Genomic DNA, 13,996 nt, shown 5'->3' on the forward strand with positions numbered 1-13,996 from the left:
TGCTATGTGAACTTGAATTATAGGGGTGGGAGAGTGGAAACGGATATTGCATTGAAATACTCTGATAAGTTCAAAGCATTACTAAAACTACAGAATGAAGTAAAAGGCATTCATCCATTGCTAAAAGATCATTTCCCAATTGCTATTGTTGAGGATAAACAACTACACATCTTTGAATATAAAAATGCAAAATACAGTTTAGCTCATATTGTACCTGATACCATGAATTTACCAGAAGGAATCAGAGCTGCTTTTCCACTGGAGTGTCTGCAGAATCAAGTAGTTGTCGTTGTAACAGGAGAGGTATTTGACACTGTTAGTGAACAAGTCATTATTTTTCATGAGTTTGTGCATTGTTACCAGTACCAAACATGTGAAATTCAATTGAGGGAACATATTGATTTAGCTAAACGATCAGTAAAAACAAACGATTCATGGGAACTAAACTACCCGTTTCCTTATTCGGACAATCAATACATTGAACTTACAAGATCTTTATTTGCAAGTGTAGATAAAAAAGATGCTAGGTTAATTGGCAGGGAAAGAAGAAAACTTAAAGAAAACTTGACCACTGAGCAAGTCGAATATATGGTTTGGCAGGAATGGAAAGAAGGATTTGCGTGATATATTGAAAATCAGATCAAGTCTTTCTTAGGAATTAGCTTGAATCATGGAGGGAGAAATGAACCTTACAGTCGTTCTACTTTTTACGAGATGGGTTCTCAATTGATTGAACTAATCGTTCAAGCTTCGCCTGATTCACTTTATAGAATTGAAGAGCTCTATTACGCATTGAAAAATGATTTGTATTTTGGGCTAAGTGAAGAGATGTAAGGAATTGTGTATGTATATCAAATGCATCAAATCATACACCCATTAGAATCAAATGATTTAAACAGAAAATCAATAATTATAAAAGGGAGTTAGGCATATGAAACTTACAATCCGGAAAAGAACAGAAGACGATATCAATCAGTTCATTACTTGGACTTATGATGGGATATATTCTTTTTATGATAACAATATCCAACAAGAAAAGATGGATGGATTTAAACATAGTATCAATTCAGAAAGAGCATTTTCAGTATTTGATGATAAAGAAAATTTAATCGGAAATTGTGAGTTTTTTGATATTAGCGATGATGAGGTAGAAATATTAGCAGTTGGAGTTCAAATGAAACCTTCAATGACAGGACAGGGTTACGGTTCGATATTTTTTAAAGCAGTCATTGAACAAGGAAGGGAATTATTAAAGTTTAATCATTTGGAATTGTGTGTAGTAGATTTTAATAAAAGGGCAATAAGAACATATGAAAAAGAAGGTTTTAAAAAGAAAGGTGAATTTCAAAATGTAATCAGAGACAATACTTATAACTTTATAATTATGGAAAAAGATTGGAAATAAAATTCAAACATCTATAAATAAGGATTTTAAGGGAATGAGATTAACTATTATAATAGAGTCTGGAGTGAAAGCTATGCTTGGAATAAAAGTAGATAAAATCAATGATAATCTAGTTATTAAGTGGCAATTATCTAAAATAGAAATCCCCATATCTGAAATTGTAAACATATCGCATGATGATACTTATGGAGGGGAACAAAAGGATGCTATTAGAATTGGTACTCCATATGGTACCACCGATCGAATTATAATAAAGACTAATTCACAAACCTATATTTTATTTACAACAAATGTAATCTCTTTAGATAAAGAACTGAATTCGATTATGAACACGTTTGGCGGTCATTAATCCTAAAAAGCGTATAACTCAATTCATGGAGTTGTTAGAAATACATAGGGTTAAAATTAATTTCAGAAAAATAATATGATATGATTAGAAGATTGTATTATCAAAATTATAAGTTAATTAAACTGAAGAAGAGGCGATATTTTTGCTTGTTATCCGTTCAACTAAGAAACTACTAAAAGACATGAAAATTGATAAAATCATAACTCCGATTGCTATTTCTGATCCGTTCTTTAGTTGGCATGCTAATCTCGTTTTAGTGAACAGACGAAAGCATGTAGTTTTTGTAAATGACCTTACGAGATTAAGTTTGACTATACCAGGAATTAGAAGTAACCAGTATAAAAACCTAGAGAATATTTTCAAGGAACATTTAAAGAGCTATCTACTTTTTGAAAACATTGATGATTCAAAAATTAATGAATATCTAAACGGATGTCACGAAGCTATATACACAACAACTAATAACAGAAGTATACTTGGAACATTAAATGATATTGTTTTTATTATGAAGGACATAGGTAAGGAATTTAATGATTGTAATGATCTGAATAGATGGAATAACTATAGAATATTTAAAACAATAGATTCAAATAATACACTAAGATATCTTAAGCCAATAGAATTATTTAATAAGGAATTAGATGAACAATATAAAGTTTTGGATAATGATGTTTATAATAAGACATGATTAGAAACCTATCTACATCGAAACGGCTCCCGAGGGAGCCATAATTCGGTGGCAACATGCATATTCGTAATTTATCTGATCATTTTGATCATTAAGCCAAAATAAACGTGATGGCATAACTAAGTGAAGATGAAGTCATAAGTACAGAGATTATTAGACTTCAACTAACATAGAGTAAACATGTGATTTGAAAGTATTTCAGATACTTCAGATACTTCAGGTAACAATTGGTTTGTATTCTTGGGCATTCAACCTGGATCACTTCGCTTAAAATCAAAAAGTGCAACGTTATACAAAATACTGAACCCAGTGGGAGGTAACAGGATGCAAAAAGAAATGAGTGCTATAAATCGAGAGCAATGGAATCATGAAAGGTATCAAGCTTGGATAAATCGATTTGGTTCCATTGAGCAAGAAGCTCAAAGAATTATAGATAATCCAAAGAAGAGAATAAAGATTTTAGCTGACTATATTGGTGATGTCAGAGGAAAACGTGTACTAAATCTCCTCGGATCAAACGGGACAAAGGCAATATCGATTGCATTGATGGGCGCTAAAGAAGTAAAGGTTGTTGATATCGCACCAGAAAACGCAAGATTTGGAATGGACCTGGCAAGAGCTTGTAACGTTGAAATAAACTATATAGTATCTGATGTAATGGATCTAAAAGTCGAAGAACTTGGAGAGTTTGATCTTATTTTCATAGAAATGGGAGTACTCCATTACATTTATAATATTGAAGAATTATTCAAGATAGTAAATAGATTGTTGTGCAAGGGCGGTAGGTTTGTACTTAGAGAATATCACCCGGTACTTTGGAAATTGCTAAAAGAAGTAGACGGGCAATACATCGCTAGTGGTAATTATTTTGAACAAGATGTGGTCGGAGAAGAGATGAAGCTAAGACGCTGGATACTTGGAGAAGTAATAACCTCGATCGTAAATGCGGGTTTGACAATCAAGGCTTTACATGAGGAATCTGGAGAGATACAGCGATGGATTTTTAAGGATTCACCAGAAGGAATAGAAGATAGAGTCCCCGGAATCTATGCTGTAATTGCGACTAAATAATAGTGGGTATTTCGAAGAATACGATTCGCCTAACAAGGGATTTTCGCTTCAATACTAGTTACTAACGTTATAGGATATCAGCTATTCATTCAACCAGATGAAGTGAGTTCAAATTGGAGGTTATCCATGGAATACTCTGATAAATGTAGTATTCTACTTCTTGGTACATTTCAAAGGGCAATTCTAGACTGGATATGCACAATTATGAATCGGATGATGTCTTAGCTCATAATAGGCAACAAGAAATCGAAGATGTTGTCGAACAATTGAAATTATATAATCCAACAAAGATAATGGTCGAAGCATTGACTGATACTCACGAAACTCTTAATGAAGAGTATGTCTCATATGTGAATCGGGATTTTCCTCTTACTGCAAACGAAATTCATCAATTAGGTTTCCGTACTGCAGCTTAGCTTGGTCATCGTGACATACACCTAATCGATTGGAATGAAAGGCAATTATAATTCTACGACAACACCAACGATAAGAGAAATGCTACTTGCACTTAATAATCCGAAAACTATACAGGCTGATCACAAAGCGTATATGACTATTGCACGAGTTGGTGATGGTAACAACAATATAGGGATCCGTTGGCTTTGTAATTACTGGTACCGTAGGAATATGATTATTTACGCTAATATTTGCCGACTTGCATTGCCCGAGGATAGAATTCTTGTAATATACGGTGCTGGACATATCCATTTACTTTCCCAATTTATTAAAGAAAGTGATCTGTTTTCGTTGGAATCTGTAGAACAATATTTGGGTGGATGATTTGAGGTAGCTTATTAAAGGGATTGTAAGTAATTGTAATTCTAAGAGATCCTAGGCATCCTATAACAACGATATACTCGCTTCAGGTGTTCTCCTTTTTTGGTTGGAAGAAGAGTAAGCGGAGAAGCATGCTCACCAACACAGACGATCACCTAAGATAAGAGCTATCTTAGGGAGAATGACGTCTTGAATACGGAAACGTTATATGAAAGTCGAGCAAAATATTATACAAAGCGAGGATAAACATGGAAGCAATAAAAAATAAGCTTTCTTTGCATAAAGCAGGCAATGTATTAGAAGTTGGTACTGGAACAGGGGAATTCATCCCAACACTATTAAATATATTTAATGGAATTGATCAGATTATAGGCGTTGATATGGATCCTAATTCAGTACTCCAAGCGAAGAATACATATATAGACAACACAAAACTCGAATTTATTGTTATGAATGCCGAACGATTAGGCTACGGAGATAATACTTTCGATACAGTGTGTATATCAAATGCATTACATCATACACCCTTAGAATCAAAAGTCTTAAACGAAATGAAACGAGTATTGAAAAGTAATGGTTTGTTCTTCATTAACGAATTATTTTGTGATAATCAAAATGAAGCACAAATATCTCATGTAATGTATCATCATTTTAGTTCTGAAATTGATCGACGACTAGGGATATATCATCGTCAAACCTATACCAAACAAGAAATTTTGGATCTTATTAATCACAGAGGTATAAGGATAGAAAGTATATATGAACACAATGAGTTAAAGAAATGTGTAAGATCTAAACAAGACATTTACTTAGTTTCAAAGGCATGTCGGAAACATATAGAGAGAACTAAAGACTTTTTTGATCATATCGATTTCAAAAAGCGTGGAAAAAAATTATTGAACGGTTAGATCATGTCGGTATTCAGAGACCTACACAGCTTATGGTATTAGGTAAAGTAAAAGAATGAAGGCTATTCGAAGAATCGGCCATCACCCATCATATAACAATACATCTACACTAGGGGCTGAAGCTCCCAGTGTAGATGTATTTCGGAGGTGTTACTTCAAGTAGACAAACCTGCATTAGTTAAGCGCAGTTGTATCTAGCTTCCCCTTAAGCCTCTCGGGTTCGTAGATACAGAAACGAAAATACCATGTGAATGATTAAGTGCTAGAAGAATTGGTGGAGGAGGAATATAATGTGGCAGTTCTATTTCCCAAGAAAGATTTTATTATATCAGAGACAGGGATAAGTAAAGTAGAGAAAGTGAAAATAGGCGGAATTGATCAGTATCTATTAATACAAACTGAAGATATTAATAATCCAGTATTACTTATTATACATGGAGGCCCGGGGTTACCTATACCTGGTGTATCGAGTCGCTCAAGGGATTACGTTGTGGCAACAACAACAAAAGAACTGATCAAACATTATACAGTAGTTTTTTGGGATCAGAGGGGAGCAGGAAAAACATTTAATAGCAATATATCCAACGATTCATTCCATGTTGATCAATACATATTGGATTCTAAGGAAGTAGTTATGTTCTTAAAAAAAGAATTTAACAAAAATAAAATATATATTGCAGGCTATTCTTGGGGAACTATTCTAGGATTGCGATTAGTTTACGAGAACCCTGAAAATTATCATGCTTATATTGGAATTTCTCAAATCGTAAACTGGGCGGATAATGACGCTCTATGTTTACAATGGACATTGGATAAAGCAAAAGACAAAAATAATCAGAAAGCAATAGATGAATTAACGAATTGTGGATACCCACCATATATAAAAAGCGTGAAGCAATGGGGTACATTAAGAAAGTGGATGGGTAGATATAATTCAATGGTTTACTCAGATCATAAAGTGAAACACCCGGGAATGAAACTTGCAATAGATCTTATGTTAAGGTCACCTGACTACTCAATAAAAGACATAGTTAACACAATTAGAGGATTCCAAAGGAGTTATACACAAAGAATAATCGAGGATTTTGCAGAGATAGATTTTAATAAAACGGTTGATAAGATTGATATTCCCATTGTATTTATTCACGGAAGAAAAGATGTTCATGTTTATGGAGAACTAACGGATAAATACTATAATATGCTAGTAGCACCTGCTGGAAAACAACTCTTTTGGATGGAAAAATCATCCCATATGTTCCATCCGGATGATGCTAAAGAGATTGAAAATATATTAATAAATATATTAAATCCAAATAAGTGTGTGTTGTAAGTATTTTCATGAATGTATGTTACACCACTAACAATATATTTCCGTATAGTCGCTATCGCTCCTTGGGGCCAAGAAGGGTTTTGAAACAATTGATTCAGACGACTCATCCAACCAGCTAAGTGGCGTAGCCACCTAACCTACAGTCCTTAAGTCGTTTGGAAGTCAGAAATACGAAACGTTATAGGAAATCAACCAAAAACCGTAGAACCCTACCATAAATCTTAGAGGTGAGATTTTTGAAATATCCCAAAATGGCACTATTCCTTATAATCGTATTTTTTGCAATTTTCTTTGTGGATACTTTCTTCCTTAATGGGCTTTTGCTTCAATGGGGGACATTGAATAATGAGAAAGTGTTATTGAATAATCAATGGTGGAGAGTAATAACAGCGCCATTTTTTCATTTTGGAATTATACATATTTTGGCTAACAGTTTAGCAACATATTTTACGGGGATACTTATTGAATCAAAAATTAAGAGCACCTGGTTTTTGTTTATCTTTATGGTTAGTAACATATTAGAACGAATTATATTTGTCTTTATTTTTTCACCTGGTTCGTCTGTTGGCAGTTCCCCTGGAATTTTTGGACTAATCGGTGTAATAGTAATATATTGCATAAGGAATAAAGCTTTTTTTATAGAGCATATAAAAAGTCGGGAAATCGGGTACCTGATAGGTTATGGTATACTCGGGAATATTTTATATGTTGATAGTTTGGTTGATGTTATCGGGAGACTTTTTGTACATGGAGTAGGATTAATTATCGGAGTTATGCTTGGTGTAATCTTGAACTTAACAGCTAAAGATAAAACATTAAAGAACACTTCGGTGAAGCATTTTTAGCTAAAGATGATTTGATGATGGTAACTAGAAGAAGTGGCTGACATCATATAACAGCGTTTTTACTCTTCGTGGATTATGCCCCTGGGTCGCTAGGAGATAAGTCGAGGGAGCGAATTTAGGCGGACAGATCCATTCACTCAACCGCTGTGGCTCCCTAAAGGCAGTGAGGGTTCGTAAGATACAAGAACGTTATGCGAAACTGATGCAATTTAATTAAAACATAAAGGTGAATTGTACATATGAAAATTATTGATCTATTGAAAGATGACAAAGATAAAATTAATCAAACAGCTTCTCTATTACAGGAAAGTTTTGAAGCCTGGTCCACATTTGAATTGGCAATTAATGAAGTTATTGAATCATTACAAGATAATAAAATAAGTCGTGTATTAATTAATGATGAAGATGTTGTCATAGGGTGGATTGGCGGTCAAAGTCAATATAACGGGAATGTATGGGAACTACATCCTTTAGTAATTAAAAAACCTTTTAGAAGAAATGGTTTTGGGAAAATGCTTGTTGAAGATCTTGAGAAACAAGTTGAACAACGTGGTGGAGTAACAATATTGCTCGGTTCGGACGATGAAAACAATCAAACTAATGTATCTAACCAAAACCTATACAGTGAACTTCCTTCATTTATCAAGAACTTCTATAGTAAAGATCATCCAGTTAATTTTTATATGAAATTGGGGTTCGTTATTATTGGAATTATCCCAAATGCAAACGGAATTGGTAAACCAGACATATTAATGGCAAAGCAAGTATACTGAGATCGGAGAAGGTATCAAAATCATAACGCTGCGGGGCGTCCGCCCCTTGGTCTGCTTGAGGCATTTCCTGAAGTGGAAATACATATCCAAACTATAAAAGGAAATGATGAAATGGATATATCGCTTGAAAGAGTTTCGGAAGGTCAATTGATCTCATTAAAGAATTTGTTTGTACTAGCTGCATATGACCTAACTGAGTTTAATAACACTGACATCGGGGAAGATGGACTATTCCAAGTTACATTTAATTTTATGGATTGGTATAGTGACCCGAATTACCATATGTATTTTATCCGATCAGATCGATCGTTGGCTGGATTCGTAATCGTTAAGAGGATACAAGAAGAAAAATTATATTATTTAAATCATTTCTTTATACTTCGAAAATACCGGACGATGAAGATCGGGCAGCAGGCAGCATTTATGGCATTTGACTCATTCAAAGGACATTGGAGAGTGAGTGAATTTGATTGGAATAGACCAGCACAGATTTTCTGGAAGAAAGTTGTGAGTCGTTATACGAGTAATCAATTTATAGAAACAAGAAGGAAAGATAATAAGGGACCTGCTCAAGAATTTACTAACCATGTGGGTTAGTCATGTTATTTGAAGGTGAGTAAATTACTTATATAGCAGGGGTGACAAGAAGTGTTGATTAAGTGGTTTAGAGACTCTTTTTGAGAGGAGATTACCGTAAATCTTTACAAATCTGGAGCCGTCGCTGCGGGAGTTGTCGAACCTTTAAGTTAGCGATATGAATACGTTATAGAAAATCAGCGAGAAGAAATAGAGCAGGAAAATCGAAAGATGCAAAGAATTATTATAAAGCAAAACTTCTCAATGATCTGACATTTTTCTGCACGCAAAATCAGGCGACTTGATCTACCGCATGATATGCTCCTTTTGAAAGGAGGAATCGCCGTGGATTGGCTCCAGCGTATGAACCATGCTATTGACTACATTGAAGAGAACTTAGAAAGCAACATTGATTATGATCAGATTGCTACAATTGCTTTATGTTCTGTTTATCAATTTCAACGTATGTTTTCATTTGTACTTGAAGTTCCATTAGCAGAATACATTAGGCGCAGAAGACTTACACTTGCTGCCTTAGATTTACAAAACAGACAGAATAAAGTGACAGATGTGGCTTTAAAATATGGATACAAAACGCCAGAATCATTTTCTCGAGCATTTCAAAATATGCATAACTTGACTCCTACATCAGCACGCAATACCGGTTGTCAGTTAAAAGCCTATCCTCGACTCTCCTTTCAACTTATATTAAAAGGAGCTGTTGGGATGAATTATCGGATTGAGAAACGAGATGATTTTCAAGTTTATGGGTTAGAAGATATATACAACTATGATAATATTGCGAATCAACAAGGAGTATCGATCCCTGAGGTTTGGCAAAACATAGACAAGAATGGTGAGCTCGATAGATTACTCCAGACGGTAACTGGGGATTGGTGGCGCGAAGGCAATTTCAACAAAGAACTTGGAGCTGTTTTTGCATTCGATTCCTATAAGTTCACAAGCAATACGACTTTCCCTTATCTTATCGGGTGTTACCGATCGGAGAATAGCAAAGTCAATGGATATACAATTGTTGATGTTCCAGCATCTACTTGGGTAATATTTTCAACCTTAAGTGATGAGAATGATAGTAGAAGCTATGATTTGAGTACTTTAAAAAACAGAATATTTTCTGAGTGGTTACAAACATCAAAGCTTAACATTTTAGATGGTGGGAATTTCGAGATGTATTGTACTAACAAAGACGGTTATGAGTATTGTGAACTATGGTATCGAATTGAGGAAAAGTAAATAGGATAAGAAACAAATAGTTCGCTCCGCTAATAAGCACACTTGTATAATTTAGATTAAAACCTCCCAAAAGAAGCAATTAGATTGAATAGCTTTTATGGGAGGTTTATTTATAATTCATGTGTCCGAGCTTGGCGACTTTTTAAAGCTGATAAACGGATCTAGGAATTTAATTCACTAGTGAGATTCCAGGTGACACATGCATGTCAAAAGTAGTAAAAGTAGTCCGACATGCCTAAGTGATAGAGTATAAGTGGAGATAATTCAAAGGCAATTCCCTATAACCCTATTCATGCCGCGGGCAATGCCCTTGGATCACAAAAAGAGGAAAGTAGAGAAGTGGATTCTGCTAACTAGCCCTGCGAGTTTAAGTAAGTGGAGGGATGAGGACGACATGAAGAATCGTATACATATTTTTGGTGCATCTGGGTCAGGAGCATCAACATTAGGACAAGAGTTATCAAAGCGGCTTCCGCATGTCAACTTTGATGGTGATGACTATTTTTGGGTCAAGAAATTTACTGAACAGAGAGTATCATTGGAAAGACTACACTTACTAACTAAAGATCTATCTGAGTATAATCAGTGGAGTTTATCAGGTGCGATATGTGGTTGGGGAAATGCCTTGAAATCAAATTTCGATTTAGTGATTTTTCTCTATGCGCCTAAAGAAATCAGACTTCAAAGACTAAAGGAAAGAGAAATACATAGGTATGGTGAAGATGTCTTACCCGGAGGATGTATGTATGAACAATCAAAGACTTTCTTAGAGTGGGCCTCATTATATGATGAGGCTGGGTTGGAGGTAAGAAGTAAGAAGCTACATGAACAGTGGATGTCGGATTTAACTTGCCCAGTTCTAAGGATAGAAGGTAATAACTCTATTAGTGAGAGAGTGAACCTTGTTTTAGAATATTTGAATAATACGTAGAACTGATTGAAGTTACCGGAATAGATGAAGACGATGATATAACTAACCTACTAAATGATTAATAGGGTAAACAAATGAGCAGCGAACAAAATTTGTATTAGAGGAGACCATCGGGATGAATAAGCATAGTGTTTATGAAACAAACAGCTCCTATTGGGATACAAGAGGAAATAATTTTTTAGGAGCAATAGTGCTTCCTTTTTATGGAGCATTTATCTCAGAAGAAAAATGTCAACTTTTTGGCGATGTATCAGGAAAAAAGATGTTAGAGATAGGCTGTGGTAATGGTCATTCTTTGCAATATCAGGGGGAACGCAAAGCATCTGAACTATGGGGGATGGATATATCAGAAAAACAAATTGAAAAAGCTAGGCAACATTTGACGGTATGTGGTCTTTCAGCAAAATTAATCTGTTCTCCCATGGAAGAAGAATGTAACATACCTATGGATTATTTTGACTTTGTTTATTCGATTTACGCGATTGGCTGGACAACCGACCTTGAGGGTACTTTTCTCCGGATCGCTTCTTATTTAAAAAAAGATGGCATATTTATTTTCAGTTGGTCTCATCCCATACACAAATGTGTTGTTGAAGAAAATAATAGGTTTGTTTTTAACAAGTGTTATTACGATGAATCTTGGTATTCGGTATCTCCTGATTCTTGTCAAGGTGCGCTAACCTTATCTGATCGTAAATTATCAACCTATATAAATGCGTTGGCAAAAGCAGGTTTTGTTATTGAACAAATGATCGAAGAAACTGACAATGAAATAATACAATTGCACGATGAAAATAATGATTTTGTAAAAAGAGCAAAGATGTTTCCTGTAACTTTCGTTATCAAAGCAAGAAAACTATAAAATATTGAAGAAGTGGTCCTAGAGTAAGTTACTTAGTGGTTTAGGAAGGTTGGCATCAAATAACAATACATTCATGACGTTGGTTTGCCAGAAAGTTTACGGGGAGCAGAGGACGGACATACACGAATTCATTCACTCTTCGTCGTGAATACGGAATGCTTTAAAATATCAGTGCTAAGACGGAAAACAAAACTTCTATCAACAAAAGCTAAGTTATTGAGGAGAGTGAAGATATGAGTGCTATCTTAAGTATGGCTGGCGCAATATTTATTCCTGTAAGTAACATCATAAATGCACGAGAATGGTACTGTTCCATACTTAATCTTGAACCTGATTATGAAATAATCGCAGGTCATCTTTGTTGTATACCCTTCGATAACAATGGATTGAACCTTGTTCTTGACAGCCAAATATACAATGATGAATCTATCTATAGGAACCCTGCTTTCCATTTCAATACAAACGATATACAAAAAGCTTACCAATTCTTGAGAGAACGCAAAGTTGAGTTTGTAACAGAAATAGAAAACGGCCATTGGTTTAATTTTAAAGATCCTGATGGGAATTTATTAATGGTTTGTAAATGCTAGAGTTGCAATCTGTTTTCACAGATAATAAATGAATAGAGTATCTTGAAGAAGTTAGTATCTTATAACATCATATTCACGCGTGTGTAAACGAAATATCGAAGAAGCTTGTGCTACGCACAACCTACTTCGGAGATTCGTAATACGAGGAAACCTATAAGATATGGTTGTAGATCATTAAATATTAGGGGATGCGAACATGAAGAGATATAAGAGTACTTCAGGGAGGCAATTAATCTATGATTCATACGATACATTGTTAAAGTCTTGGAAAACCGATTTTGAAGAGAAAGATATAGAGACTTCATATGGGCAAACTCATGTTATTGCAGCTGGTGAGCCTCAAAATCCACCATTATTACTTTTTCATGGTACCGCTGATAATTCAGCTATGATGTGGGTGTATAACATTAAAGAGTTGTCTGAGCGATTCTATGTCGTTGCAGTTGATGCCATTGGAGGTTCAGGAAAAAGTGAACCCAATGCAGATTATTATAAACAGTTTGACCAGATTACCTGGATCGACGAGATTTTAGCTGGATTAGGTATTCAGCAGACCAACATATGTGGAGTTTCTTACGGCGCATACTTATCTTACTATTATGCTCTGGAGAGACCGTCAAGAGTACATAAAATTGTTTGTTTGGCTGGAGGCATCCCTTCAAGTCAATTCGAGGTAATGTCAAGAATGATGGCAGCCTTTTTACCTGAAGCATTGTTTCCCACAGAGAAAAATTGTAGAAAGTTATTAAAGAAATTGAGCGGCCCATACTATTCAAGATTGGAAGTGAATGAAATATTGATGAAGCATTGGTACTATTTATTGAAATATTTCAATAATAGATCAATGATGCAACATAAAATTCAAATACATAAGGACTCAGAATTAACAATATTAAATGACAGGGTAATATTTCTGATTGGACAATTTGACAGATTGTCCAATCATTCTAAAGCGATCAAGAGATTACAGGATAACAAGATAAATTATAAAATCATTAAGGATGCAGGGCATGCAATAAACCATGAGCAATCGGATGTTATTAACAAAGAAATTATTGAGTTTTTATCATAAGAGTTCATTAGTATATTCGATTTTCATGATATTTGAGCTTCATAGAAGAGAGGGAAACAATGGATTATATAAAGTGGATTAGAAGTAAGGTTGGTAGCGAGATGATAATTCTTAATTTTGCTGGAGCTATTATAACTAATGAAGAAGGGCAAATTTTATTGCAGCGAAGAAGAGACAAAGATGCATGGGGATTTCCAGGTGGGGCTATGGAGATTGGTGAATCTGCAGATGAAACGGCAAAAAGAGAAGTAGAAGAAGAGACAGGATTAAAAATTAATATCGAAGAACTCATTGGCATCTATACTAAGTACTTTGATGAATATCCCAACGGAGATCGTGCGCAAACAATTGCATTTTTCTATAAAGGGAGTATTTGTGGCGGAGAAATAATTAATGAAAATGAAGAAAGCATAGAACTTAGATTTTTTTATAAAGCTGAAGTGCCAGAACTATTTAATCAACAACATAATGATGTATTCAATGATTTTATTAATAAGAGAACAGGAGTTTATAGGTAGTTTGGTTTTATCTTTTTTAAAATTAATTTAAAGATGGTCAGTCTATT

The 13,996-nt window shown here is 34.6% G+C and carries 17 protein-coding genes; all 17 read left to right on the forward strand.

Going from position 1 to position 13,996, the window contains the following annotated elements; translation table 11 throughout:
• Nucleotides 1–33: 33 nt before the first annotated feature.
• The 17 genes from PV403_RS11840 (at nt 34) to PV403_RS11915 (ending at nt 13,949) form a co-directional block, all read left to right on the forward strand.
• Nucleotides 34–624 carry a hypothetical protein gene (locus tag PV403_RS11840; RefSeq protein ID WP_332084743.1) on the forward strand — a complete coding sequence of 197 codons (591 nt, stop codon included), beginning with the start codon at nt 34–36 and terminating at the stop codon, nt 622–624.
• Between the two features lie 307 nt (nt 625–931).
• Nucleotides 932–1,405, forward strand: a complete 474-nt coding sequence (locus PV403_RS11845) for a GNAT family N-acetyltransferase (protein ID WP_332084744.1) — start codon at nt 932–934, stop codon at nt 1,403–1,405.
• A gap of 73 nt (nt 1,406–1,478) precedes the next feature.
• Nucleotides 1,479–1,754, forward strand: a complete 276-nt coding sequence (locus PV403_RS11850) for a SunI/YnzG family protein (protein ID WP_332084993.1) — start codon at nt 1,479–1,481, stop codon at nt 1,752–1,754.
• 142 nt (nt 1,755–1,896) lie between these two features.
• A complete protein-coding gene (locus PV403_RS11855) occupies nt 1,897–2,442 on the forward strand; it encodes a DUF6933 domain-containing protein (RefSeq protein WP_332084745.1) in 546 nt (181 codons plus the stop codon).
• 324 nt (nt 2,443–2,766) lie between these two features.
• On the forward strand, nt 2,767–3,513 hold the full coding sequence (locus PV403_RS11860; RefSeq protein ID WP_332084746.1) for a class I SAM-dependent methyltransferase: 747 nt from the start codon (nt 2,767–2,769) through the stop codon (nt 3,511–3,513).
• 450 nt (nt 3,514–3,963) lie between these two features.
• Nucleotides 3,964–4,293: a DUF5694 domain-containing protein gene (locus PV403_RS25305; protein ID WP_442951756.1), complete on the forward strand. Its 330-nt coding sequence runs from the start codon at nt 3,964–3,966 to the stop codon at nt 4,291–4,293.
• Nucleotides 4,294–4,538: 245 nt separating this feature from the next.
• Nucleotides 4,539–5,198 (forward strand): class I SAM-dependent methyltransferase, encoded by a 660-nt coding sequence (locus PV403_RS11865; protein ID WP_332084747.1) that lies wholly within the window; start codon nt 4,539–4,541, stop codon nt 5,196–5,198.
• 292 nt (nt 5,199–5,490) lie between these two features.
• Complete coding sequence (locus tag PV403_RS11870) at nt 5,491–6,528, forward strand: alpha/beta fold hydrolase (RefSeq protein WP_332084749.1); 1,038 nt, start codon at nt 5,491–5,493, stop codon at nt 6,526–6,528.
• Nucleotides 6,529–6,764: 236 nt separating this feature from the next.
• Entirely contained in the window at nt 6,765–7,373 is a 609-nt protein-coding gene (locus tag PV403_RS11875) for a rhomboid family intramembrane serine protease (protein ID WP_332084751.1), read from the forward strand.
• Nucleotides 7,374–7,612: 239 nt separating this feature from the next.
• Nucleotides 7,613–8,146, forward strand: coding sequence for a GNAT family N-acetyltransferase (locus PV403_RS11880; protein ID WP_332084752.1), 534 nt, complete (start codon nt 7,613–7,615; stop codon nt 8,144–8,146).
• A 72-nt stretch (nt 8,147–8,218) separates the two neighbouring features.
• Nucleotides 8,219–8,743: a GNAT family N-acetyltransferase gene (locus tag PV403_RS11885; RefSeq protein WP_332084754.1), complete on the forward strand. Its 525-nt coding sequence runs from the start codon at nt 8,219–8,221 to the stop codon at nt 8,741–8,743.
• A 324-nt stretch (nt 8,744–9,067) separates the two neighbouring features.
• On the forward strand, nt 9,068–9,976 hold the full coding sequence (locus PV403_RS11890) for an AraC family transcriptional regulator (protein ID WP_332084756.1): 909 nt from the start codon (nt 9,068–9,070) through the stop codon (nt 9,974–9,976).
• 394 nt (nt 9,977–10,370) lie between these two features.
• The gene (locus PV403_RS11895; protein ID WP_332084757.1) at nt 10,371–10,907 is read left to right on the forward strand and encodes an AAA family ATPase; all 537 of its coding nucleotides are present in this window, start codon (nt 10,371–10,373) and stop codon (nt 10,905–10,907) included.
• Nucleotides 10,908–11,022: 115 nt separating this feature from the next.
• The gene (locus tag PV403_RS11900; protein ID WP_332084758.1) at nt 11,023–11,769 is read left to right on the forward strand and encodes a class I SAM-dependent methyltransferase; all 747 of its coding nucleotides are present in this window, start codon (nt 11,023–11,025) and stop codon (nt 11,767–11,769) included.
• Between the two features lie 233 nt (nt 11,770–12,002).
• A complete protein-coding gene (locus tag PV403_RS11905) occupies nt 12,003–12,359 on the forward strand; it encodes a VOC family protein (protein WP_332084759.1) in 357 nt (118 codons plus the stop codon).
• A gap of 196 nt (nt 12,360–12,555) precedes the next feature.
• Nucleotides 12,556–13,431, forward strand: a complete 876-nt coding sequence (locus PV403_RS11910) for an alpha/beta fold hydrolase (protein WP_332084760.1) — start codon at nt 12,556–12,558, stop codon at nt 13,429–13,431.
• Between the two features lie 59 nt (nt 13,432–13,490).
• Nucleotides 13,491–13,949: an NUDIX hydrolase gene (locus tag PV403_RS11915; RefSeq protein ID WP_332084761.1), complete on the forward strand. Its 459-nt coding sequence runs from the start codon at nt 13,491–13,493 to the stop codon at nt 13,947–13,949.
• Nucleotides 13,950–13,996: the final 47 nt, after the last annotated feature.

This window comes from Paenibacillus sp. GYB006 (assembly GCF_036577645.1).
Lineage (GTDB): Bacteria > Bacillota > Bacilli > Paenibacillales > Paenibacillaceae > Paenibacillus.